Below are 24168 nucleotides of genomic sequence, written 5' to 3' on the forward strand. Positions count from 1 at the left end.
TCTCCCATGAAGCTCGTCCGCTACGGCAACCCCGGCAAGGAAAAGCCTGGACTCATCGATGCCGAAGGCCGTCTGCGCGACCTGAGCACCGTCATTCCCGACCTGGGTGCCGCCCAGCTCGATGACAAGGTCATGGCCAGGCTGCGGCGCCTCAAGACCGACACGCTGCCGCTGGTGCGCGGCAAGCCGCGCCTGGGTTGCCCGATGTCGCAGGTAGGCAAGCTGGTGGCCATCGGCCTGAACTACGCCGACCATGCGGCCGAGGCCGGCATGCCGGTGCCCAAGGAACCGATCATCTTCCTCAAGGCCACCACCTGCATCCAGGGCGCCAACGATCCGGTGATGCTGCCCAAGGGCTCGGTCAAGACCGACTGGGAGGTGGAGCTGGGCGTGGTCATCGGCCGCCAGGCCCGATATGTCTCGCAGAAGGAGGCGCTGGACCATGTGGCCGGCTATTGCGTGGTCAACGACGTCAGCGAGCGCGAGTACCAGACCGAGCGCGGCGGCACCTGGGACAAGGGCAAGGGCTGCGACACCTTCGGCCCCATCGGCCCCTGGCTGGTCACGCGCGACGAGGTGCCCAACCCGCAGCGCCTGTCGCTGTGGCTGGACGTGAACGGCGAGCGTATGCAGACCGGCAGCACGCGCACCATGGTCTTCGGCGTGGCCAAGATCATCAGCTACGTCAGCCAGTTCATGACGCTGATGCCCGGCGATGTGATCGCCACCGGCACGCCGCCCGGCGTGGGCATGGGCATGAAGCCGCAGCGCTTCCTGCGCGCGGGCGACACCATGACGCTGGGCATCGAAGGCCTGGGCGAACAGGTGCAGCCCGTGGTCGCCTTCAAGCGCTGAAGCACGGGGCGCGCCGGCGGCAGGCGCGCCGCAAGACCCCCGGCCGCGCCGGGAATTTCACAGGCTTGACGCCATCGGGCGACAGAATAAAAATGCACGACCGTTCGTTTTATTCTGTCCATCCCGAGCCATGAGCACTTCCAGCGCCGTCAAGCCTGCCCGCCAGGCCGCCAAAGGCCAGCAGACCAAGGCCGCCATCGTCGATGCCGCCCTGAACCTGGCCGCCCAGGTGGGGCTGGAGGGCCTGTCGATCGGCGCGGTGGCCGAACTCACGCAGATGAGCAAGTCGGGCGTGTTCGCCCATTTCGGCTCGCGCGAGGAACTGCAGATCTCGGTGGTGCGCGAATACCACCACCGCTTCGAGCAGGAAGTGTTCTTTCCGGCGCTCACCCAGTCGCGCGGCCTGCCGCGGCTGCGGGCCATGTTCGCCAACTGGATGAAGCGCACCACCACCGAGATCGACTCGGGCTGCATCTACATCAGCGGCGCTTCCGAATTCGATGACCGCCCCGGCCCGGTGCGCGACGCACTGGTCGAGTCGGTCAGCATCTGGCAGGCCGCCGTGCTGCGCGCCGTTCGCCAGTCGCAGGAAGAAGGCCATCTGCAGACCGAGGCCGACGCCCGGCAGATCGCCTTCGAGATCCACGGCCTGATCCTGGCGCTGCACTACGAGGCGCGCTTCCTGCGCGTCGACGGTTCGGTGGACCGGGCCAACACCGGTTTCGACAACATCCTCGCCCGCAGCGCCACGCCCGATGCGCCGCCGGCGGCGCCACCCGCACCGACGCGCAAGTTGCGCACCGTGCGCTGACCGGCACCCGTTTCTTCTCTTCCCTTCCTTCTTCTTCAACCTTCTTCCCGAGCAGGAGACGCCTCGCATGCCCACCTACACCCCCCCGCTGCGCGACATGCAATTCGTGCTGCATGAAGTGTTCAACGTCGCCGACGAGTTCAAGGCCATGCCCGCCCATGCCGAGACCGACGCGGACACCATCAATGCCGTGCTCGAAGAGGCCGGCAAGTTCGCCGCCGAGGTCGCCTTTCCGCTGAACATCGGCGGCGACACCGAGGGCTGCACGCTGGACGTGAAGACCCATGCGGTGACCACGCCCAAGGGCTTCAAGGACGCCTACGCGCAGTACGTCGAAGGTGGCTGGCCCGCGCTGTCGTGCGACCCGCAATTCGGCGGCCAGGGCCTGCCGCACACGGTCAACCAGTGCGTGTACGAGATGCTCAACAGTGCCAACCAGGCCTGGACCATGTACCCCGGTCTGTCGCATGGTGCCTACGAGGCGCTGGTGGCCCACGGCACCGACGAGCAGAAGAAGACCTATCTGCCCAAGCTGGTGAGCGGCGAGTGGACCGGCACCATGTGCCTGACCGAGCCGCACTGCGGCACCGACCTGGGCCTGCTGCGCACCAAGGCCGAACCGCAGGCCGATGGCAGCTACCGGCTCACCGGTAACAAGATCTTCATCTCGGCCGGCGAGCACGACATGGCCGAGAACATCGTCCACCTGGTGCTGGCCCGCCTGCCCGACGCGCCCAAGGGCAGCAAGGGCATCAGCCTGTTTGTGGTGCCCAAGTTCAAGGTGAATGCCGATGGCAGCCTGGGCGAGCGCAACCCCATCTTCTGCACCGGCCTGGAACACAAGATGGGCATCCATGGCAATGCCACCGCGCAGATTGCGCTGGACGGCGCCGTGGGCAGCCTGGTCGGTGAGCCCAACAAGGGCCTGGCCGCCATGTTCGTGATGATGAACGCCGCCCGCCTGGGCGTGGGCAACCAGTCGCTGGGCCTGACCGAAGTCGCCTTCCAGAACGCGCTGGCCTATGCCAAGGACCGCATCCAGATGCGCTCGCTGTCGGGCGTCAAGGCCAAGGACAAGGACGCCGATCCGATCATCGTGCACCCCGACGTGCGCAAGATGCTGCTGACGGCCAAGGCCTATGCCGAAGGCGGCCGCGCGCTGCAGATCTTCTGCACGCTGCTGCTGGACAAGGCGCACCACCATCCCGATGAGAAGGTGCGCAAGAACAGCGACGAGCTGGTCGCGCTGCTCACGCCCATCGTCAAGGCCTTCATCACCGACAACGGCCACATCAGCACCAATGCCTGCATGCAGGTCTTCGGCGGCCATGGCTTCATCAAGGAATGGGGCATGGAGCAGTTCGTGCGGGACAACCGCATCAACATGATCTACGAAGGCACGAACACCGTGCAGTCACTGGACCTGCTGGGTCGCAAGGTGCTGGGCAACAACGGCGCCACGCTCAAGAAGTTCGGCAAGCTGATCGGCCAGCTGGTGGAAGAGGAAGGCGTCAACGAGAAGATGGCCGAGTTCATCAACCCGCTGGCCTACCTGGGCGACCAGATGACCAAGTTCACCACCGAGGTCGGCTTCAAGGGCTTCCAGAACCCCGACGAGGTGGGCGCCGCCGCCGTGGACTACCTGCGCGTGGCCGGCCACCTGGTGTTCGCCTACATGTTCGCGCGTATGGCCCAGGTGGCCCTGCGCCAGATCGCCGCCGGCAGCACCGACCCGTTCTATACCGCCAAGCTGCAGACCGCGCGCTTCTACTTCGCCAAGCTCTTCCCCGAGACGGCGACGCTGATGCGTACCGCGCGCTCGGGCAGCAAGGCGCTGATGGACACCGACGCCGCGCTGGCCTGATCGCCGCTGCCGTTTCCTCCCATCCACCACGACCGGAGACCTCCATGCTGCTTCGTGCATCCCTCGCCCTCTCGCTGGTGCTGGCCTCGACGGCCGCGCTGGCGCAGACCAGCCCCGCGGGCCTGTGGCGCAACGTCGACGACAAGACGGGCGAGACCAAGGCCGAGATCCGCATCACCGACAACGGCGGTCAGCTTTCGGGCCGCATCGAGAAGGTGCTGAAGAAGGACGGTTCCTCCACCTGCGACCAGTGCACGGACGACCGCAAGGGCCAGCCCATCGTGGGGCTGGAGATCGTGCGCGGCGGCAAGAAGGCCGAGGGCAAGGAGGTGTGGGAGGGCGGCAAGATCCTCGACCCCGAGAACGGCAAGGAATACCGCGCCAGCTACACGCCGGTCGATGGCGGCAAGAAGCTGGAAGTGCGCGGGTACCTGGGGCCGTTCTGGCGGACGCAGACCTGGCAGCGGGCGCAGTGAAGGCGCAAGCCGTTTCAACGCCTGGCCAAGACACCCAACGGTCCAAGACACCCAATACCATGTCCAGATTCCAAGTCAAGAAAGTCGCCGTCCTCGGCGCAGGCGTGATGGGCGCGCAGATCGCGGCCCATCTCGTCAACGTGCGCGTGCCGGTCATCCTGTTCGACCTGCCCGCCAAAGAGGGGCCCAAGAGCGGCATCGTGCTCAAGGCCATCGACAACCTCAAGAAGCTCAAGCCCGCCCCCCTGGGAGTGGCCGAGGACGCGGCGCTGATCCAGGCCGCGAACTACGAGGAGCACCTCGGCCTGCTGGGCGAATGCGACCTGGTGATCGAGGCCATCGCCGAGCGCATGGACTGGAAGCTCGACCTCTACAAGAAGATCGCACCCCACGTCGCGCCGCATGCCATCCTGGCCTCCAACACCTCGGGCCTGTCGATCACCAAGCTGGCCGAGGCGGTGCCCGAGAGCATCCGCCCGCGCTTCTGCGGCATCCACTTCTTCAACCCGCCGCGCTACATGACGCTGGTGGAGCTGATCCCCACGCCCACCACCAATGCGCAGGTGCTGGACGACCTGGAAGCCTTCGCCGTGACCGCGCTGGGCAAGGGTGTGGTGCGCGCCAAGGACACGCCCAACTTCATCGCCAACCGCATCGGCATCGCCGGCATGCTTGCGACGATGAAGGAGGTCGAGAAGTTCGGCCTCTCGTTCGACGTGGTCGATGACCTCACGGGCAAGCGCCTGGGCCGCGCCAGCTCGGGCACCTTCCGCACCGCCGACGTGGTGGGCCTGGATACCATGGCCCACGTCGTCAAGACGCTGCAGGACAACCTGAGCGAGGCCACCGACCCGTTCTACCCCAACTTCGCCACGCCGCCGGTGCTGGCCAAGCTGATCGAGCTGGGGCGCCTGGGCCAGAAGACCAAGGGCGGCTTCTACAAGAAGGCGGGTCGCGACATCCTGCGCTTCGACCTCGAATCGGGCGACTACGTGCCCGCCGGGCAGAAGGCCGACGAGGTCTACGGCCGCATGCTCAAGAAGCCCGCCGGCGAGCGGCTCAAGCTGCTGCGCGAGAGCGAAGGGCCGCAGGGCCAGTTCCTGTGGGCGATCCTGCGCGACGGCTTCCATTACGCGGCGCTGCACCTGGCCGACATCGCCGAGAGCGCGCGCGATGTGGACCTGGCCATGCGCTGGGGCTTCGGCATGAAGCAGGGCCCCTTCGAGCTGTGGCAGGAGGCGGGCTGGTCGCAGGTGGCGCAGTGGATCCAGGAGGACATCGACGCCGGCAAGGCGCTGGCCAAGGCGCCGCTGCCCCAGTGGGTGTTCGACGGCCCGGTGGCCGAGGCCGGCGGCGTGCACACGCCCGAAGGCTCCTGGAGCGCCGCCGAGCAGCGCTTCGTGCCCGAGCGCCGCCTGCCGGTGCATGCGCGCCAGCTCTTTCCCGAGAGCGTGCTGGGCAGCGGCGCCAAGAGCGCCGAAGAGTCCGGCACCACGATCAGCGACGAGGGCGACGTGCGCGTCTGGACGCTGGACCGTCCGGGCTATGAAGGCGTGCTGATCGCCAGCATCCATTCCAAGATGAACGCCATCAGCCCCGACGTGGCCGAGGCGCTGGCCGAGGCCGTGGCGCTGGCCGAGCGCGAGTACCAGGGCCTGGTGATCTGGTCGCCGTCGGACAAGTTCTCCGTCGGCGCCGACCTGCAGGCCATGCTGCCCGCCTTCGTGGTGGCCGGCGTGGGCGCCATCGAAGGCGCGGAGCAGGCGCTGCAGGACGTGATGCTGCGCATCCGCTATGCCAACGTGCCGGTGGTCTCCGCCGTGCGCGGCATGGCCCTGGGCGGCGGCTGCGAGCTGGCCGTGCACAGCGCCCGCCGCGTGGCCGCGATGGAAAGCTACATCGGCCTGGTCGAAGTGGGCGTGGGCCTGGTGCCCGGCGCCGGCGGCCTGACCTACATCGCCCGCCGTGCGGCCGAGAACGCCGCGGCCTCCACCGGCACCGACCTGCTGCCCTTCCTCACTGAAGGCTTCACCGCCGCGGCCATGGCCAAGGTGGGCACCAGCGCGCTGGAATCGAGGAAGCTGGGCTACCTGGTCGAGGGCGACGTGATCGTCCCGCACAAGGACGAGCTGCTGCACGTGGCCATCGGCCAGGTCAAGGCCATGAGTGACGCCGGCTGGCGCCCGCCGCTGAAGAAGCCCTTCCGCGTGGCCGGGCGCAGCGGCGCCGCCACCATCAAGGGCCAACTGGTCAACATGCGCGACGGCGGCTTCATCAGCCAGCACGACTTCCACATCGCCAGCCTGATCGCCCACGCGGTGACCGGTGGTGACGTGGACCCCGGCACCCTGGTGACCGAGGAATACCTGATGCGCCTGGAGCGCGAAGCCTTCTGCGCGCTGGTGCAGCACCCGAAGACCCAGGAGCGGATCATGGGCATGCTGTCCACTGGCAAACCCGTGCGCGACTGAACGACGAGACCACGACCATGAGCAAGCAAGTTCAAGACGCCTACATCGTCGCCGCCACGCGCACCCCCATCGGCAAGTCGCACCGCGGCTTCTTCCGCAACACCCGGCCGGACGACCTGCTGGCCACCACGCTGAAGGCGGCGCTGGCGCAGGTGCCGCGCCTCGATCCGCAGACTATCGAGGACATCGTCTGCGGCTGCGCCATTCCGGAGGCCCAGCAGGGCCTGAACGTGGCGCGCATCGGCGCCGTGCTGGCGGGCCTGCCCACCAGTGTGGGCGGCATCACCGTCAACCGCTTCTGCGCCTCGGGCCTGTCGGCCGTGCAGATGGCGGCCGACCGCATCCGCGTGGGCGAAGCCGAGGTCATGATCGCTGCGGGCGTCGAGAGCATGAGCATGGTGCCGATGATGGGCAACGCGCCCTCGCTGTCGCCGTCCATCTTCGAGCGCGACGGTGATGTGGGCATCGCCTATGGCATGGGGCTGACGGCCGAGAAGGTGGCGCAGCAGTGGAAGGTGAGCCGCGAGGCGCAGGACGCCTTCGCCCTCGAATCGCACCGCCGCGCCGTCGCCGCCCAGCAGGCGGGCGAGTTCGCCGACGAGATCACGCCCATCGAGGTGACCGACCGCGGCTTCGACGCCGCCACCGGCGAGACCACCGCCAGGACTCGCACCGTCAGTCTGGACGAGGGCCCGCGCCCCGACACCAGCCTCGAAGGCCTGGCCAAGCTGCGCACCGTGTTCGCCGCCCGCGGGTCGGTCACGGCCGGCAACAGCTCGCAGACCTCCGACGGCGCCGGCGCGCTGATCCTGGCCAGCGAAGCCGCCTGCCAGAAGTACGACCTGCAGCCGCTGGCGCGCTTCGTCAGCTTCGCCAGCAAGGGCGTGCCGCCGGCCATCATGGGCATCGGACCCATCGAGGCCATTCCGGCCGCGCTGCGCTATGCGGGCCTGAAGCAGGACGACATCGACTGGTTCGAGCTGAACGAGGCCTTCGCGGCCCAGTCGCTGGCCGTGATCAACACGCTGGGCCTGGATGCGGCCAAGGTCAATCCGATGGGAGGCGCCATCGCCCTGGGCCATCCGCTGGGCGCGACTGGCGCCATCCGCGCGGCCACGGTCGTGCATGCGCTGCGCCGCAAGCAGCTCAAGTACGGCATGGTGACCATGTGCGTGGGCATGGGGCAGGGCGCCGCGGGCATCTTCGAACGCGTCTGAATCGGCACCGCAGCCGGCGGGTGCCCAGGCCGGCTGGGCGCCCCAAGCTGCGGGTTCCTACGGAGGCCCGCGCGTCCCGCACACGACTCGCGCGCCAAGTCGCTTTATGCACACTGCCGCCATGAACGACCACCCGCTCGATCGTGCCCTTGCGCTGTCGCACAGCGACATCCAGTCCGGGCTCTTCACCGGGGCCACGAGCCCCGACTACTGGAACATGGTCGGGCCCTTCGGCGGCACGACGGCGGCGCTGCTGCTGCAGGCCGTGATGCAGCATCCGGAGCGGCTCGGCGAGCCGATCGCACTCACGGTCAACTATGCGGCGGCCGTGACCGAAGGCGCGTTGCAGGTGCAAGCGCTGCCGGTGCGCACCAACCGCTCCACGCAGCATTGGACGCTCACGCTCAGCCAGGCCGGCGAGGACGGCAGGCTGCAGCTCAACACCACCGCCACCGTCGTCACCGCGCTGCGGCGCCAGACCTGGAGCACCACCGACGTCGCCATGCCGAAGGCGCCGGCGCCGGCAGATGTGGCAGGCATGGGCACCGGCCCCAAGGGCGTGGCCTGGATCGGCCAGTACGACATGCGGCCCATCAGCGGCGGCATTCCGCGCGAGTGGAACGATGCCGGCGACCACAGCGAGACGCTGATGTGGGTGCGCGACGCAGTGCCGCGCACGCTGGACTTTCCGGCGCTGGCGGCGATGAGCGATGTGTTCTACCCGCGCGCGTGGCTGCGGCGCGCGCGGCCGGTGCCGGCGGGCACGGTGTCCATCACCACCTATTTCCACGCCAGTGCGGCCGAGCTGGCGCAGGTGGGCCACGGCCACCTGCTCGGGCGCGCCACGGGCCAGCAGTTCCGCAACGGCTTCTTCGACCAGACCGCGCAGCTCTGGAGCGAGGCCGGGCTGCTGCTCGCGACCAGCCATCAGATCGTCTACTACAAGGAATAGCGCGCCGCGCGTTCTTTTGTCGCCAGGAGCCCCCATGCCCCAACCCGCCGCCCTGATCGTCGGTGCCGGTGACGCCACCGGCGGCGCCATCGCCCGTGCCTTCGCACGCGAAGGCTATGCCGCCTGCGTCACCCGCCGCAGTGCCGACAAGCTGGCGCCGCTGGTGGCGCAGATCCAGGCCGACGGCGGCACGGCCCATGCCTTTGGCAGCGATGCGCGCAAGGAAGAGGAGGTCGTCGCCCTGGTCGAGCAGATCGAATCGACCGTCGGCCCCATCGAGGTGATGGTGTTCAACATCGGCGCCAACGTGCCCGAGAGCATCCTCACCGAGACGGCGCGCAAGTACTTCAAGGTCTGGGAGATGGCCTGCTTCTCCGGCTTCCTCAACGCCCGCGAAGTGGCCAGGCGCATGGTGGCCCGGCCGCTGCCGGCGGGCGGGCAGCGCGGCACCATCCTGTTCACCGGCGCCACGGCTTCGCTGCGCGGCGGCGCCAACTTCGCGGCCTTCTCGGGCGCCAAGATGGCGTTGCGCGCGCTGGCCCAGAGCATGGCGCGCGAGCTGGGACCGCAGGGCATCCATGTGGCCCACACCATCATCGATGGCGCCATCGACACCGAATTCATCCGCAGCAACTTTCCCGAACGCTATGCGCGCAAGGCGGAGGACGGCATCCTGAATCCCGATCACATCGCCGCGGCCTACGTCATGCTGCACCGCCAGCCGCGCGATGCCTGGACCCACGAGCTGGACCTGCGGCCCTGGATCGAGAATTTCTGAACGCACCGCGCGCAGCATCCGGGCCGGACCGGCATCATTGCGGCCTTCCCACGAGAACGACTGGAGACTTCCCATGACCGCTCCCGCCCGCGTCGAATGCTTCTTCGACTTCGGCAGCCCCGCTGCCTACCTCGCCTGGATGCAGCTGCCCCACGTGTGCGCCGACACCGGTGCCGAGCTGGTGTGGCGGCCCATGCTGCTGGGCGGCGTGTTCCAGGCCACGGGCAACCGCTCGCCGGCCGAGGTCCCGGCCAAGGGCCGCTACATGCGCGAGGACCTGCAGCGCTTCGCCCGCCGCGCTGGCGTGCCCTTTGAACACAATCCGCACTTCCCCATCAACACGCTGACGCTGATGCGCGGCGCCACGGCGATGCAGATGCACCGGCCCGAGCGCTTCCAGGGCTATGCGCAGGCCGTGTTCGAGGCCATGTGGGCGCAGCCGCGCAACCTGGGCGATGCGGCCGAGCTGACGGCGGTGCTCACCGCCGCCGGCTTCAATGCCGCCGAGTTCATGACGCTGCTGGGCCGCCAGGACGTCAAGGACCAGCTCAAGGCCACCACGCAGGAGGCCGTCGAGCGCGGCGTGTTCGGTGCGCCGACGATGTTCGTCGGCGACCAGATGTTCTGGGGCCAGGACCGGCTGGACTTCGTGCGCGACGCCCTCATCCCCCGTTGATTTTTCTCTTCACCTCACCAACACCATGAGCGACATCCTCGTCCACACCGAAGCGGGTGTGACCACCCTGACCTTCAACCGCGTCGACAAGAAGAACTCCATCACCAGCAGCATGTACGCCGAGCTGGCCGATGCGCTCGACGCCGCGCGCGACGACGCGGCGGTGCGCTGCGTGCTGATCCAGGGCGACGCCACCATCTTCTCGGCCGGCAACGACATCGGCGACTTTCTCAACAAGCCGCCGTCGAACCAGGAGTCGCCGGTGTTCCGCTTCCTGCGCGGCATCGCGGCCTTTCCCAAGCCGGTGGTCGCGGCCGTGTGCGGCCCGGCGGTGGGCATCGGCACCACGCTGCTCTTCCACTGCGACCTGGTCTATGCCGGCGACAACGCCGCTTTCTCGATGCCCTTCGTCAACCTGGGCCTGTGCCCCGAGGCGGCATCGAGCCTGCTGGTGCCGCAGATGTTCGGCTACCACCGCGCGGCCGAGGCACTGCTGCTGGGCGAGCCCTTCATGGCCGAGGCCGCGCTCGAAGTGGGCCTGGTCAACCGCGTGCTGCCGCCCACCGAATGCAATGCCTATGCGCAGCAACAGGCCCGCAAGCTGGCCGCCAAGCCGCTGTCGGCGCTGATCGAGACCAAGCGCCTGCTCAAGAAGACGCAGTCCGCCGCCGTGGTCGAGCGCATGGACGAGGAGGGCGCGAGCTTCGGCCGCATGCTGCGCGAGCCCGCAGCGCGCGAGGCCTTCACGGCCTTCATGGAAAAGCGCCGACCGGACTTCAGCAAGGTCTGAGGCCGCGCCTCCCGGCCGGCGGCGCGGGGTGCGCAGAGCGCGCGCGTCCTTGGCCGGGCGGGCCGGGATCGACGGCCCTCAGCCCTTGGGCGTGACCACCGGCCGCGGCCGGCCGTTCTCGTCGATGGCCACGTAGGTGAGGGAGGCCTCGGTCACCTTCACGTACTCGCCCTGCTGGCGGATGCGCTCGGCGAAGACCTCGACCTTCACCGTGACCGAGGTGCGTCCCACGCGGGTCACGGCGGCATAGAAGGACAGCAGGTCGCCCACACGCACCGGCTGCTTGAAGATGAATTCGTTGACCGCCACCGTGGCCATGCGCCCCTGCGCATAACGGGCCGGAATCACCGAGCCGGCCAGGTCGACCTGGGCCATGACCCAGCCGCCGAAGATGTCGCCGTTGCCATTGGTGTCGGCCGGCATCGGGATCACCTTGAGCACGAGCTCCATATCGGCGGGCAGGCTTTTGAGGACGGCAGGGGCGACGGTCGGGGCGGTCATTGGACAATCCGGGAAAACAACGCCGCGGATTGTCCCGCATGCGACATGGCCGCCGACCTGTCGCGACACAAACCCCCATGAGACCTGCCCACTCCCTGCCGCCCGCCGCCGAGCTGGGCGCGCCTGCGCCCGCACGCAGCGATGCCGCCACGCTGAAGCGACTGTTCCCCTACCTGTGGGCCTACAAATGGCGCGTGCTCGCGGCGCTGCTGTTCATGGTCGGCGCCAAGCTGGCCAACGTGAGCGTGCCGGTGCTGCTCAAGCACCTGGTCGATGCGATGACCCTGCAGCCTGGCGACCCGCGTGCGCTGCTGGTGGTGCCGGCGGCGCTGCTGGTGGGCTACGGGCTGCTGCGCTTTTCCACCTCGCTCTTCACCGAGCTGCGTGAACTGGTGTTCGCCCGCGCCACCGAGGGCGCGGCGCGGCGCATCTCGCTGGAGGTGTTCCGCCATCTGCACGGGCTGTCGCTGCGCTTCCACCTGGAGCGCCAGACCGGCGGCATGACGCGCGACATCGAGCGCGGCAGCCAGGCGGTGCATTCGCTCATCTCCTATTCGCTCTACAGCATCGTGCCCACGCTGATCGAGCTGGTGCTGGTGCTCGGCATCCTGGGCGTGCGCTTCGACTGGTGGTTCGTCGCCATCACGGGATCCGCGTTGGTGGTGTACATCGGCTTCACCGTGTGGGTGACCGAGTGGCGCACGCAGTTCCGCCGCAGCATGAACGAGCTGGGCGCCAAGGCGCAGAGCCGGGCCGTGGATTCGCTGCTGAACTACGAGACGGTCAAGTACTTCAACAACGAGGGCTTCGAGGCGCGCCGCTATGACGAGCAACTGGAGCGCTACCGCCGCGCCGCCGTGCGCAGCCAGACCACGCTGTCGCTGCTCAACACCGGCCAGCAGATGCTGATCGCGCTCAGCCTGGTGGCCATGCTTTGGCGTGCCACGCAGGGCGTGGTCGACGGGCGCATGACGCTGGGCGACCTGGTCATGGTCAATGCCTTCATGATCCAGCTGTACATCCCGCTCAACTTCCTCGGCGTGCTCTACCGCGAGATCAAGCAGAGCCTGGTGGACCTGGAGAAGATGTTCGCCCTGCTGGAGCGCGAGCGCGAGGTGGCCGATGCCCCAGGCGCCCGGCCGCTGCGCCATCCCGAGGGCGATGTGCAGTTCGACGACGTGCACTTCGCCTACGAGCCCGCGCGGCCCATCCTGCGCGGCCTGAGCTTCACCATCCCGGCCGGCAAAACGGTGGCCGTGGTCGGCCCGTCGGGGGCGGGCAAGTCCACGCTGGCGCGGCTGCTGTACCGCTTCTACGACGTCGATCCGGCCTCGGCCGGCACCGGCGGCGGCGCCATCCGCATCGGCGGGCAGGACATCCGGGAGGTGACCCAGCACAGCCTGCGCGCGGCCATCGGCATCGTGCCGCAGGACACGGTGCTCTTCAACGACACCATCGGCTACAACATCGCCTACGGCCGGCCCGACGCCAGCCAGGACGAGGTGGAGGCCGCGGCCCGCGCGGCGCGCATCCACACCTTCATCGCCGCCACGCCCAAGGGATACGAGACCACCGTGGGCGAGCGCGGCCTCAAGCTCTCGGGCGGAGAGAAGCAGCGCGTGGCCATCGCCCGCACGCTGCTCAAGAACCCGCCCATCCTGATCTTCGACGAGGCCACGTCGGCGCTCGACTCCGCCAACGAGCGCGCCATCCAGGCCGAGCTGGCCACCGCCGCGCGCGGCAAGACCACGCTGGTGATCGCGCACCGGCTCTCGACGGTGGTGGACGCGCACGAGATCCTGGTGCTCGACGCCGGCCAGGTGGTCGAGCGTGGCACCCACGGCGAACTGCTGGCGCGCGGTGGCGTGTATGCCCGCATGTGGTCGCTGCAGCAGAACGAGCGGCCGCCGGAGGCCGCTCCCGTGGCTGTGGCCGCTTTGCCCGACGGCACCGCGCAGCCGGCCTGATCCGCTTCTTGCTTCCGATCGTTTCCATGTCCGCCAAGATTCCCCTTCTCGTCCTCAACCAGCAGACCCCCGAACACCAGCAGCAGATCGGCGCCGTCTATGACCTCGTCTATGCGCCCACGCCGGCCGAACGTGCGGCGGCCATCGCCAGCCGGGGCCGCGACTTCCGCGCCGTGCTCACCATCGGCACCGTAGGCCTCACGCCCGACGAGATCGCGGCCATGCCGGCGCTTGAGCTGGTGTGCTGCATGGGCGTGGGCTACGAGGGACTGCCCATGGACGCGCTGCGTGCGCGCGGCATCGTCACGGCCAATGGCGCGGGCACCAACGACAGCACGGTCGCCGACCATGCCTTCGGCCTGATCCTGGCCATCGTGCGCCGCATTCCCGAGCGCGACCGGCTGTGCCGCGAGGGCGTGTGGCGTGACGTGCTGACCATGCCCCCGCAGCTCGAAGGCCGGCGCCTGGGCATCTTCGGGATGGGTGCCATCGGTGCCAAGCTGGCGCGCCGCGCGGCCGGCTTCGACATGCCGGTGGGCTACCACAACCGCAAGCCGGTCGAAGGCTCGCCTCACCGCTACTTCGACGATCTGGTCGAGCTCGCGCGCTGGTGCGACGTGCTGGTGTGCGCCGCGCCCGGCGGCGCGGCCACGCGGCACAAGGTGAATGCGCAGGTGCTGCAGGCGCTGGGCCCGCAGGGCTACCTGGTCAACGTGGGCCGCGGCAGCCTGGTCGATACCGAAGCGCTGGCCGAGGCCCTGCGCAGCGAGACCATCGCCGGTGCCGCGCTCGACGTGTACGAGAGCGAACCCCAGCGGCCCGAGCCGCTGGTGGGCCTTGCCAACATCGTCCTCTCGCCCCACATGGCGGGCTGGTCGCCCGAGGCCGTGCAATGCAGCGTGGACCGCTTCATGGCCAATGCCGAAGGCCACTTCGCAGGGCGCGGGGTGGTGTCGCCGATCTGATTCAGGAGGCGCAGATGGCCGTGATGAAGACGCCCGGCGTGTACATCGTCGAGAAGAACGCCTTTCCGAATGCGGTCGTGGAGGTCGCCACCGCCGTGCCGGCATTCATCGGCTACACCGCGAAGGCAGACCACGCCGGCCGCGATCTGCAGGGCAAGCCCTGGCGAATCACGAGCTTGGCCGAATTCGAGGCCTCGTTCGGGGGGCCGCCGCAGCCGCGCTTCCAGCTGCAGGTCGTGGACGATCTGGTCGCCGACCCGCCACCGACCGAGGACATGCGCAGGCCGCGCACCCAGGTCAGCGAGTTCGAGCACCAGGGCCGGCACTACCGCCTCATGCGGGAGCCGGGCCGTGCGGGCAACCGCTATCTGCTGCACCAGGCCATGCGCCTCTTTTTCGCCAACGGTGGAGGGCCGTGCTACGTCGTAAGCGTGGGCCTGTACGGCGATGCGGCGAACGCGCCGGAGATCGAGGCCGGCGACGATGTCCAAGGCCTGCTCGCCGGGCTGACAGCGTTGGAAAAGGAGCAGGAGCCGACCCTGGTCGTGGTGCCTGACGCGGTCCTGCTGTCCCGGGACGACTGCGCCGCGGTCCAGACAGCGATGCTCAGGCACTGTGGCGATGTGATGCGCAATCGCTTCGCCATCCTGGATGTGTGGGCAGGTGACCTGGGCCGGCAGCATCCGGCCGGCGACTGCATCGCGGGCTTTCGCGACGCCATCGGGACCCACCAGTGTCTCCAGTACGGTGCGGCCTATTACCCGTGGCTGCACACAACGGTGCTGGAGTCCGGCGAGTTCCGTCGCACGATGGTGCAGAGCGACATCGATCTGTCTGCGCTCATTGCCAATGAGCTGGCGCGGGATACGTGCCCGGTCGACGAGGCGCTGCTGGCCAAGAGCGCGTTCTACGTCCGGCTGCGCGACCAGGCGCTGCGGCTGATGAACCTGATGCCGCCCTCGGCGGCAATGGCCGGCCTGTACACCCTGGTCGACAGCACGCGCGGGGTGTGGAAGGCGCCGGCGAACATCGCTGTCAACGAGGTGACCGAACCGGCGGTGGCCCTCTCGCAGGACGAGCAGGAGGACCTCAACGTCGGCACCCAGGGCAAGAGCGTCAATGCCATCCGCAGTTTCACGGGCGAGGACGTGCTGGTCTGGGGCGCACGCACCCTCGACGGCAACAGCGCCGACTGGCGCTACGTCAACGTGCGGCGCACGCTGATCATGATCGAGGAGAGCTTCAGGCTTGCCTGCAAGGCACTGGTGTTCGAGCCCAACACGGCGGCCACCTGGACGACCGCCCGAGCCATGCTCACCCAGTACCTTGCCAGCGTGTGGAAGCGCGGTGGCCTGGCCGGCGCCACGGCCGAGGACGCATTCAGCGTGCATGTGGGAGTGGGGCAGACGATGACGCCCGAGGACATCCTCGAAGGGATCATGCGCATCACGGTTCTTGTTGCGCCCACCCGGCCGGCCGAATTCATCGAGATCACCTTTCACCAGCAGATGCAGAAGTCCTGACCTCGCGGCGGCGGCGTCTCGGTGGCGGCGGCGGCGGCAGACCCATGCCGGCGATCAGATCGATTCGAGCACTGGGGGGCGCATCGCCGACCACGGGCAGGCCTGGTCGAAGGCATGGCCCAGCTGCAGGACGGCCAGGTCCGCATTGGCCGGGCCCGCCAGCTGCAGGCCCATCGGCAGGCCGTGCGGACCGAAGCCTGCGCGCACATTGAGCGTGGGCAGCCCGGCCAGCGTGAAGGGCGTGACGATCTCCATCCAGTGGTGGTAGGTCTGGCTTTTCACACCCGCCACCTCGTCGGGCCAGTGCAGGTCGGCGTCGAAGGGAAAGACCTGCGCCGTCGGCGCCACCACGGCATCGAAGCGCTCGAAGAGCCGCACGAAGGCGCGGTAGACGTTCGAGCGCCAGATCGAGGCCTGGTAGAGCGAGGCGGCATCGAGGTGGCGGGCCTGTTCGATTTCCCACAGCGCCTCGGGCTTGATGCGCGCATGGTTGCGCGGATCGGCCGCCAGCGCGCCCAGCTTGCCGCCCACCAGCAGCTGGCGCAGCCGCAGCCAGGCCTGCCAGTTCTGCTCGCGCGGCACGTCGAGCTGGCAGGCTTCGAGCTCGCAGCCCAGCGTGCGGAAGACGTCCAGCGCCTGCTCGCAGGTGGCCATCACCGTCGGGTCCACCGGCAGGTCGGGCCAGAGGCTGCCCAGCCAGCCGATGCGCCGACCCTTCACTTCGGTGCGCAGGTCGAGCGCATCGGCATCGGGCAGCGCCTGCGGCAGCGAGAGCGGCACGCGCGCGTCGACGCCGGCCTGCACGCACAGCATGCGCGCAGCGTCCTCCACCGTGCGGGCCATGGGGCCCTCGGTTCCCAGCTGCTGGAAGAACAGGTCCTCGTCCGGCGAGCCCGGCACGCGCCCGCGCGAAGGCCGGAAGCCGATGACGTTGTTGAAGGCCGCGGGGTTGCGCAGCGAACCCATCATGTCGCTGCCGTCGGCCACCGGCAGCATGCCCAGGGCCAATGCCACCGCTGCGCCGCCGCTGCTGCCCCCGGCCGACTTGCGGTCGTCCCAGGCATTGCGGGTGGTGCCGAAGACGGTGTTGTAGGTGTGCGAGCCCAGGCCGAACTCGGGCGTGTTGCTCTTGCCGATGACGATGGCGCCGGCGGCCCGGGCCCGGGCCACGTGCAGGCTGTCATGGCGCGCCGGGCTTTTCGGTGCCAGCGGCGAGCCCATGGAGGTGGGCAGGCCGGCGGCGTGGCTCAGGTCCTTCACCGCCAGCGGAAAGCCGTGCATCCAGCCCAGGCGCTCGCCGCGCGCGAGCTGGGCATCGCGTGCATCGGCCTCGGCCAGCAGCGTGTCGGCATCGCGCAGCGAGACCAGGGCATTGAAGCGCGGGTTGAGCGCGTCGATGCGCGCCAGCGTGGCCTGCATCAGTTCGCGGCACGAGAGGCTGCGCTCGCCGATGCGTCGCGAGAGGGTGGTGGCGTCGAGGGCAAGCAGGTCGGCAGAGGTCATGGGCGGTGGACGATGGGCGGGAAAGGGAGGCCAGGGCCGCAGCGTACCCAGGACCATAATCGCGCGCCATGGAAACCAAATGGCTGGAGGACTTCGTGAGCCTCGCCGAAACCCGCAGCTTCAGCCGTTCGGCCCAGTTGCGGCATGTGACCCAGCCGGCCTTCTCGCGCCGCATCCAGGCCCTGGAGAGCTGGGCCGGCACCGACCTGGTGGACCGCAGCAGCTATCCCACGCGGCTCACCGCCGCCGGCCAGACCCTCTACACCCAGGCGCTGGAGATCCTGCAGTCGCTGCAGAGCACCCGGGCCATGCTGCGTGGCCATTCGGCCGTGGCGCAGGACGTGATCGAGTTCGCCGTGCCGCACACGCTGGCCTTCACCTTCTTCCCGAGCTGGGTCACGCGGCTGCGCCAGGAGTTCGGCCCGCTCAAAAGCCGGCTGATCGCCCAGAACGTGCACGACGCCATGATGCGGCTGGTGGAAGGCAACTGCGACCTCCTGATCGCCTACCAGCATCCCTCGCAGCCGCTGCAACTGGACACCCACCGCTACGAGATGGTCCGCCTGGGCGAGGAGGTGGTCGCGCCCTGGGTCCGCCCCGACGCCGAGGGCCAGCCGCGCCACCGCCTGCCCGGCCAGCCCGGCTGGCCGCTGCCCTACCTCGGCTATGCGCCGGGGGCCTACCTGGGCGGTGTGGTCGACCAGTTGCTGAAGACCTCGTCCGTGCCCATCCACCTGGACCGCGTCTACGAGACCGACATGGCCGAGGGCCTGAAGGTCATGGCCCTCGAAGGCCATGGCATCGCCTTCCTGCCGCAGAGTGCCGTGCGCAACGAGGTGCGGGGGCGCAAGCTGGTCAGCGCCAATGGGCCCGACATGGCGCCGCTGGAGGCCACGATGGAGATCCGTGCCTACCGCGAGCGCCCGGCCGCTCCGGCCCGTGGCGGAGATGGCGGCTCCACCCCCAAGCGCGCGGCCGACCTGCTGTGGGCCTACCTCACCAGCGCGCAGCCGGCAGCGGACTGATCGGTTCACTGCCTTGCACGCACTTCGTTCGCCCCGCGCCGTGCCCCTCGTGCATCGGCGATGCCGTGTGTGCATGCCCCCATCCCGGATGCACATGGACCTGCCACAGCTTTGGCATGCAGACTGCTAACCCTTGCAAAGCCCTGACACAGAGGGCGCACGCCTCACTTTGTGGTGCGCAGCGCGCTGTTTTAATGCCCAATGTTGGTGGGTTCTGCACCCTCTTGGTTCGGGTTATCCCGAAAAAGGTGTGTGTCTAGAATTTCGCCCGTCCCCGACCCCTCCCAAGGAACATTCATGAAGAAGCAACTCACGCTCATCGCCATCGCGGCACTCGCCACCAGCGCAGCGTTCGCGCAGGCCACCGACACCCTGGCAAAGATCAAGGAGCGCGGTGCGGTCAACCTCGGCGTGCGCGATTCGTCCGGCCTGGCCTTCACGCTCGGCGGCGGCAAGTACGTCGGCTTCCACACCGAAATGGCCGAGAACATCATCAAGGACATCGGCAAGGACCTGGGCAAGCCCCTGACCATCAACTACCAGGTCATCACCTCGCAGAACCGCGTGCCCCTGGTGCAGAACGGCACCATCGACTTCGAGTGCGGCTCCACCACCAACAACACCGCGCGCCAGAAGGACGTCGACTTCGCCTACACGACCTACGTGGAGGAAGTCCGCATCCTCACCAAGGCCAACTCCGGCATCAACGGCATCGCCGATCTGAAGGGCAAGACCGTCGCCACGACCACGGGCACCACCTCGGTTCAGACGCTGCGCAAGAACAAGCGCGCCGAGGGCATCGACTTCAAGGAAGTCATGGGCAAGGACCACGCAGACAGCTTCCTGCTGCTCGAATCGGGCCGCGCCGACGCCTTCGTGATGGACGGCTCCATCCTGGCTGCCAACGCCGCCAAGTCGAAGAGCCCGAAGGACTTCAAGCTCGTCGGTGAAGTGCTGTCCGTCGAGCCGATCGCCTGCATGCTGCCCAAGGGCGACGCCAAGCTGAAGAAGGCTGTCGACGACAGCATCGTTCGCCAGATCAAGGATGGCTCGCTGGCCAAGCTGTACGACAAGTGGTTCATGCAGCCGATCCCGCCGAACAACGTCAACCTGAACATGCCCGCTTCCGAAAGCACCAAGGACGCCTGGGCCCATCCGAACGACAAGCCGATGGAGGCCTACGCCAACAAGTAAGGTCGCAGTCGACCTCGATAGCCAAGCCCGCGCGGCGCGCCTGCCGACGCGGGCTTTTCGATGGAATGAGCGTGGGGCCTGACCCGCGGAAGAGGAGGATGGATGCTGAGCCTGGATATGTCGGTTTTCTGCCAGGACACGCTGACCAATGAGGCGGTCGCCGGCTGTTTTGCACACGGGCGCGATCAGACCTATCTGCAGTGGATGCTCAATGCCTGGGGCTGGACCGTGAGCGTGGCGCTCGCGGCCCTGCTGCTGGCGCTGGTGGTCGGTTCGATCATCGGCACCTTGCGTACCCTGCCGGACAGTCCCTGGCTGGTGCGCTTCGGCAATGCGTGGGTGGAGCTGTTCCGCAACATCCCGCTGCTGGTGCAGGTGTTCATCTGGTACTTCGTGCTGCCCAAGATGATTCCGGCGATGCGCGACCTGCCGCCGCTGGTGCTGGTGGTGTGCGCACTCGGTTTCTTCACGTCGGCGCGGATTGCCGAGCAGCTGCGTTCGGGCATCCAGGCGCTGCCGCGCGGCCAGCGCTATGCGGGCATGGCGGTGGGCTTCACCACCTTCCAGTACTACCGCTTCGTGCTGCTGCCGATGGCCTACCGGATCATCATGCCGCCGCTGACCAGCGAGTCGATGAACATCTTCAAGAACTCCTCCGTCGCCTTCGCGGTGTCGATCCCCGAGCTCACGCAGTTCTACCTGCAGGCGGGCGAGGAGACCTCGGCCCAGATCCCGATCTACGTCGGGGTCGTCATCCTCTATGTCATCAGCGCCATGCTGATCAACCGCATCATGACTTTCATCGAGCGCAGGATCCGCGTGCCGGGCTTCGTGGCCTCGGGCGGAACGGGAGGCCACTGACATGCTGGGCCTCGACTTTTCCTTCTACAGCTGGAGCCTCATCAGCACCTATGTGCTGAAGGGCCTGTACTTCAGCGTGATGCTCACCGTGGTGGCCACGCTGGGCGGCATCTTCTTCGGCACGCTGCTGGCGCTCATGCGGCTGTCGGGCAAGAAGTGGCTGGACTTCCCGGCGGCGGTGTACGTCAACGGCATGCGTTCGGTGCCGCTGGTGATGGTGATCCTGGGCTTCTTCCTGCTGGTGCCGTTCGTCATCGGCCGGCCCATCGGTGCCGAGACCTCGGCCATCGTCACCTTCATCTGCTTCGAGGCCGCCTACTTCTCGGAGATCATGCGCGCCGGCATCCAGTCGATCCCGCGCGGCCAGGTGTTCGCGGGCATGGCGGTGGGCATGACCTACAAGCAGAACATGACACTGGTGATCCTGCCGCAGGCCTTCCGCAACATGCTGCCGGTGCTGCTCACGCAGACCATCATCCTGTTCCAGGACACCTCGCTGGTGTATGCCATCGGTGCCTACGACCTGCTCAAGGGCTTCGAGACGGCAGGCAAGAACTTCGGCCGCCCCGAAGAGGCCTACCTCCTGGCCGCCGTCGTCTATTTCGTCCTCTGCTATTCGCTGTCCTACATGGTCAAGCGACTGCACAAGAAAATCGCCATCATCCGATGAAGGGGTCCAGCCATGGCTGAAAAAATGATCGAAATCAAGAACGTCTCGAAGTGGTACGGCCCCGTCCAGGTGCTGCACGACTGCTCGGTGAGCATCGACAAGGGTGATGTGGTGGTGGTGTGCGGCCCCTCGGGTTCGGGCAAGTCCACGCTGATCAAGACGGTGAACGCGCTGGAGCCGATCCAGAAGGGCGAGATCGTCGTCAACGGCGTCAGGGTCAACGACCCCAAGACCAACCTGCCCAAGCTGCGCTCCAAGGTGGGCATGGTGTTCCAGCACTTCGAGCTGTTCCCGCACCTGTCGGTGACCGAGAACCTCACCATCGCGCAGGTCAAGGTGCTGGGCCGCAGCCTCGACGAGGCCAAGGCCCGTGGCCTGAAGATGCTGGACCGCGTGGGCCTGATGGCGCACAAGGACAAATTCCCCGGCCAGCTCTCGGGTGGTCAGCAGCAGCGCGTGGCCATCGCGCGCGCGCTGTCGATGGACCCGATCGTCATGCTCTTCGACGAACCCACCTCGGCGCTCGACCCCGAGATGGTCGGCGAGGTGCTCGACGTGATGGTGAGCCTGGCCAAGGAAGGCATGACCATGATGTGCGTGACCCATGAGATGGGCTTCGCGCGCAAGGTGGCCAGCCGCGTGATCTTCATCGACGTGGGCGGACGCATCTTGGAAGACTGCTCCAAGGAAGAGTTCTTCGGCCATCCGGAGAACCGCCAGCCGCGCACCAAGGACTTCCTCAACAAGATCCTGCAGCACTGAGCCCAGGCTGCGATCACAACGACCGGCCCTGCATGTTCCGCTCCAGTCCGTTCGCTCAGCGCCGTCCCGCCTTGCGGGCGTGCCAGAGCGCGGGCGTCCAGCGGCGCCTGCGTGGCCAGTGCCTGGCCGCACCCTCCTGAGCCCGGCGAGCACGCATCCGTCCTCCTCGCCAATCGCATCGCCGGGCTCTGACCCGGCGATTGTTTTTTCAGGAGTCGTGCGATGTCTTTTCCTTCTTCCTCTTCTTCCCCGACCACGTCCTCGTCCGCCCACGCGGCGCAGGTGCGTGTGTTGACCGAGCTCGACCATGTGCGTCTCGGCAAGTGGCTGCAGGCCCCATCCGCGGCGGCCGACGCCCTGCAGGATGTACTCGACAGCGCCGAGCTGGTGCCCTCTGCGCAGGTGGCGCCGGACGTGGTGACGATGCGCTCACGCCTGCGTGTGGCCGAGTCCGGGGTGAGCGACGCGCGCGAGATCGCGCTGGTCTATCCCGACGAGGCCGATGCGGGCCAGGGCCGCATCTCCGTGCTGTCGCCGGTGGGCACTGCCCTGCTGGGCCTGCGTGCGGGTCAGCAGGCGCGCTGGTGCGCTCCGGACGGCCGTGCCGCCGTGCTGCAGGTGGAGGCCATCACCTTCCAGCCCGAGGCCAGCGGAGAGTTGCTGCGTTGACCCGGCCGGCGCCTGCTTAAGAACCTTCTAAGCGCCCATTCCTAGGATGAACCCATCGCCCCACCACCTCTGCGGTGCGGGGCGATAGGAAGCGGAAGTGGCCGGTCATCGTGGCCGGCCGCGACCCCATGTTCTTGCCTCAGGAGTGTCATCATGAAAGTTCTCGCAGCCCTCTCCGTCCTGACCCTGTCGACCCTGGCCGCGTCGGCCGCGATGGCGCAGACGCCGCCGCCTGCCCCGGCTGCTCCCGCTCCGGTGCAGGCCACGGCCACCGCCAAGCCCATCGTCAAGATGCGCTGCTCCGACTACGTGGCGCTCGACGAGACCGTGAAGCCCAAGTTCATCTACTACGTCGTGGGCCATGGCACGCACGGCAAGAAGGAGGCCGTCTTCGACGAAGTCGCCGTCGAGAGGATCAAGCCCCAACTCGACGAGTACTGCAAGATCAACCTCAGCAAGTCGGCCTACAAGCAGGTGATGGCCAGCAGCATGGCCTCCGACCCCGTGCATGGGGCCGGGATGCACAAGGCCAAGTAGGCCGCCTTACTTCTGCCGCGCCGCGATGGCCTTCTCTGCCTTGTCCACCAGGCCGGCGCCGATGGTGCCCTTCCACTTGGCATAGACCGGACGCGTGGCCTTGACGAAGGCCTCGCGCTCGGCCGGCGTGAGCTGGGTCACCGTCACGCCCATGCCGGCGATCTCCTTGAGCAGCGGCTTGTCGGCCTCGGTCAGGCCCTTGCGGGCCAGGGCGATCTCCTGCTTGCCGGCATCGATGGCGGCCTGGCGCACGATGGCCTGGTCGGCCGGCGTCCAGCTGGCCCAGATCTCCTTGTTGACCACGAAGATCAGCGGATCGGCCACGTAGCCCCAGGTGGTCACGTACTTCTGGCCCACCGTGTGCATCTTCAGCACCGTGAAGAGGAACAGCGGGTTCTCCTGCCCGTCCACCGCGCCGCTCGCCAGCGCCGGTTGCGCATCGGCCCAGCTCATCTGCGTCGGGTTGGCGCCCAGCGCACTGAAGGTGTCGGAATAGATGGGCGAGCCCACCACGCGCAGCTTCATGCCCTTCAAGTCCTCGGGCGTCCTGATCGGGCGCTTGGAGTTGGTCACCTCGCGGAAGCCGTTCTCGCCCCAGGCCAGCGGCACCACGCCGGCCTTGTCCAGGCGGGTGAAGATGTCCTTGCCCACCTCGCCCTGCGTGAGCGCGTCAATGGCGGCGTAGTCGGGCATCAGGAAGGGCATCGAGAAGAGGTTGAGCTCCTTCACCTGCGGCGACCAGTTGATGGTCGAGCCCACGGCCATGTCGATCACGCCCTGGCGCAGCGCGCTGAACTCGCGCGTCTGGTCGCCCTGGATCAGCGACACGCCGGGATAGAGCTTGATGTTGATGCGGCCCTGCGTGCGCTCCTTGACCATGTCGGCCCACAGCTTGCCGGCCATGCCCCAGGGCGTGGGCGGGCCCAGCACCAGCGACATCTTGTATTCGGCCTTGTAGGCCGCCTGCGCGGCGGCGCCGGTCGAGAAGGTGGCCAGGGCCACGGCGGCGGCGGCCAGGCCGATGAGGCTGCGGCGGAAGGTGGATGGGGTCATGCTTCGTCTCCTTGGGTTGTCTTGTCGGGGCGGGGTCTCGGGCGATCA

The 24168-nt window shown here is 68.0% G+C and carries 23 protein-coding genes; 20 read left to right on the top strand and 3 right to left on the bottom strand.

The features are described from left to right. Positions 1–6 precede the first annotated feature (6 nt). The 10 genes from BXA03_RS19215 (at position 7) to BXA03_RS19260 (ending at position 10890) form a co-directional block, all read left to right on the top strand. Positions 7–855, top strand: coding sequence for a fumarylacetoacetate hydrolase family protein (locus BXA03_RS19215; protein ID WP_076510816.1), 849 nt, complete (start codon positions 7–9; stop codon positions 853–855). 130 nt (positions 856–985) lie between these two features. Beyond that, positions 986–1666 (top strand): TetR/AcrR family transcriptional regulator, encoded by a 681-nt coding sequence (locus BXA03_RS19220; protein WP_076510817.1) that lies wholly within the window; start codon positions 986–988, stop codon positions 1664–1666. 67 nt (positions 1667–1733) lie between these two features. After that, positions 1734–3530, top strand: coding sequence for an acyl-CoA dehydrogenase C-terminal domain-containing protein (locus tag BXA03_RS19225; RefSeq protein WP_076510818.1), 1797 nt, complete (start codon positions 1734–1736; stop codon positions 3528–3530). 44 nt (positions 3531–3574) lie between these two features. Then, complete coding sequence (locus BXA03_RS19230; RefSeq protein WP_076510819.1) at positions 3575–4006, top strand: DUF2147 domain-containing protein; 432 nt, start codon at positions 3575–3577, stop codon at positions 4004–4006. Between the two features lie 59 nt (positions 4007–4065). Continuing rightward, positions 4066–6477, top strand: coding sequence for a 3-hydroxyacyl-CoA dehydrogenase/enoyl-CoA hydratase family protein (locus BXA03_RS19235; protein ID WP_076510820.1), 2412 nt, complete (start codon positions 4066–4068; stop codon positions 6475–6477). Between the two features lie 17 nt (positions 6478–6494). Beyond that, positions 6495–7694, top strand: coding sequence for an acetyl-CoA C-acyltransferase (locus BXA03_RS19240; protein ID WP_076510821.1), 1200 nt, complete (start codon positions 6495–6497; stop codon positions 7692–7694). Between the two features lie 121 nt (positions 7695–7815). After that, a complete protein-coding gene (locus tag BXA03_RS19245; RefSeq protein WP_076510822.1) occupies positions 7816–8646 on the top strand; it encodes an acyl-CoA thioesterase in 831 nt (276 codons plus the stop codon). Between the two features lie 34 nt (positions 8647–8680). Further along, positions 8681–9424, top strand: a complete 744-nt coding sequence (locus BXA03_RS19250; protein WP_076510823.1) for an SDR family oxidoreductase — start codon at positions 8681–8683, stop codon at positions 9422–9424. Positions 9425–9497: 73 nt separating this feature from the next. Next, positions 9498–10100 carry a 2-hydroxychromene-2-carboxylate isomerase gene (locus BXA03_RS19255; RefSeq protein WP_076510824.1) on the top strand — a complete coding sequence of 201 codons (603 nt, stop codon included), beginning with the start codon at positions 9498–9500 and terminating at the stop codon, positions 10098–10100. A 25-nt stretch (positions 10101–10125) separates the two neighbouring features. Further along, a complete protein-coding gene (locus tag BXA03_RS19260; protein WP_076510825.1) occupies positions 10126–10890 on the top strand; it encodes an enoyl-CoA hydratase in 765 nt (254 codons plus the stop codon). 78 nt (positions 10891–10968) lie between these two features. Here BXA03_RS19260 and BXA03_RS19265 read toward each other — a convergent pair whose 3' ends face one another. After that, entirely contained in the window at positions 10969–11391 is a 423-nt protein-coding gene (locus tag BXA03_RS19265; RefSeq protein WP_076510826.1) for an acyl-CoA thioesterase, read from the bottom strand. A 77-nt stretch (positions 11392–11468) separates the two neighbouring features. On the opposite strand from BXA03_RS19265, the gene BXA03_RS19270 reads away from it, so the two are divergent. From BXA03_RS19270 to BXA03_RS19280, 3 genes are read left to right on the top strand one after another with little or no spacing between them, the layout of a single operon-like run. Beyond that, positions 11469–13358, top strand: coding sequence for an ABCB family ABC transporter ATP-binding protein/permease (locus BXA03_RS19270; protein ID WP_076510827.1), 1890 nt, complete (start codon positions 11469–11471; stop codon positions 13356–13358). Positions 13359–13384: 26 nt separating this feature from the next. Further along, positions 13385–14323 (top strand): 2-hydroxyacid dehydrogenase, encoded by a 939-nt coding sequence (locus BXA03_RS19275; RefSeq protein WP_076510828.1) that lies wholly within the window; start codon positions 13385–13387, stop codon positions 14321–14323. A 14-nt stretch (positions 14324–14337) separates the two neighbouring features. Next, positions 14338–15846, top strand: a complete 1509-nt coding sequence (locus BXA03_RS19280) for a phage tail sheath family protein (protein ID WP_076510829.1) — start codon at positions 14338–14340, stop codon at positions 15844–15846. A 54-nt stretch (positions 15847–15900) separates the two neighbouring features. On the opposite strand, the gene BXA03_RS19285 is transcribed toward BXA03_RS19280, so the two are convergent. Beyond that, positions 15901–17349 carry an amidase gene (locus BXA03_RS19285; protein WP_076510949.1) on the bottom strand — a complete coding sequence of 483 codons (1449 nt, stop codon included), beginning with the start codon at positions 17347–17349 and terminating at the stop codon, positions 15901–15903. A 68-nt stretch (positions 17350–17417) separates the two neighbouring features. On the opposite strand from BXA03_RS19285, the gene BXA03_RS19290 reads away from it, so the two are divergent. The 7 genes from BXA03_RS19290 (at position 17418) to BXA03_RS19320 (ending at position 23067) form a co-directional block, all read left to right on the top strand. Further along, the gene (locus tag BXA03_RS19290; protein WP_076510830.1) at positions 17418–18374 is read left to right on the top strand and encodes a LysR substrate-binding domain-containing protein; all 957 of its coding nucleotides are present in this window, start codon (positions 17418–17420) and stop codon (positions 18372–18374) included. A 297-nt stretch (positions 18375–18671) separates the two neighbouring features. Beyond that, positions 18672–19568, top strand: a complete 897-nt coding sequence (locus tag BXA03_RS19295; protein WP_076510831.1) for a transporter substrate-binding domain-containing protein — start codon at positions 18672–18674, stop codon at positions 19566–19568. Between the two features lie 105 nt (positions 19569–19673). Beyond that, positions 19674–20429 carry an amino acid ABC transporter permease gene (locus BXA03_RS19300; protein WP_076510950.1) on the top strand — a complete coding sequence of 252 codons (756 nt, stop codon included), beginning with the start codon at positions 19674–19676 and terminating at the stop codon, positions 20427–20429. 1 nt (position 20430) lies between these two features. Further along, entirely contained in the window at positions 20431–21099 is a 669-nt protein-coding gene (locus BXA03_RS19305; RefSeq protein WP_076510832.1) for an amino acid ABC transporter permease, read from the top strand. Between the two features lie 24 nt (positions 21100–21123). Beyond that, positions 21124–21861 carry an amino acid ABC transporter ATP-binding protein gene (locus BXA03_RS19310; RefSeq protein WP_076510833.1) on the top strand — a complete coding sequence of 246 codons (738 nt, stop codon included), beginning with the start codon at positions 21124–21126 and terminating at the stop codon, positions 21859–21861. Positions 21862–22083: 222 nt separating this feature from the next. Beyond that, on the top strand, positions 22084–22530 hold the full coding sequence (gene rnk / locus BXA03_RS19315) for a nucleoside diphosphate kinase regulator (RefSeq protein WP_076510834.1): 447 nt from the start codon (positions 22084–22086) through the stop codon (positions 22528–22530). A gap of 153 nt (positions 22531–22683) precedes the next feature. Beyond that, positions 22684–23067 (top strand): HdeA/HdeB family chaperone, encoded by a 384-nt coding sequence (locus tag BXA03_RS19320; RefSeq protein WP_076510835.1) that lies wholly within the window; start codon positions 22684–22686, stop codon positions 23065–23067. A gap of 6 nt (positions 23068–23073) precedes the next feature. Here BXA03_RS19320 and BXA03_RS19325 read toward each other — a convergent pair whose 3' ends face one another. Beyond that, a complete protein-coding gene (locus BXA03_RS19325) occupies positions 23074–24120 on the bottom strand; it encodes a DctP family TRAP transporter solute-binding subunit (protein ID WP_076510836.1) in 1047 nt (348 codons plus the stop codon). Positions 24121–24168: the final 48 nt, after the last annotated feature.

This window comes from Pseudacidovorax sp. RU35E (assembly GCF_900156165.1).
Lineage (GTDB): Bacteria > Pseudomonadota > Gammaproteobacteria > Burkholderiales > Burkholderiaceae_C > Xenophilus.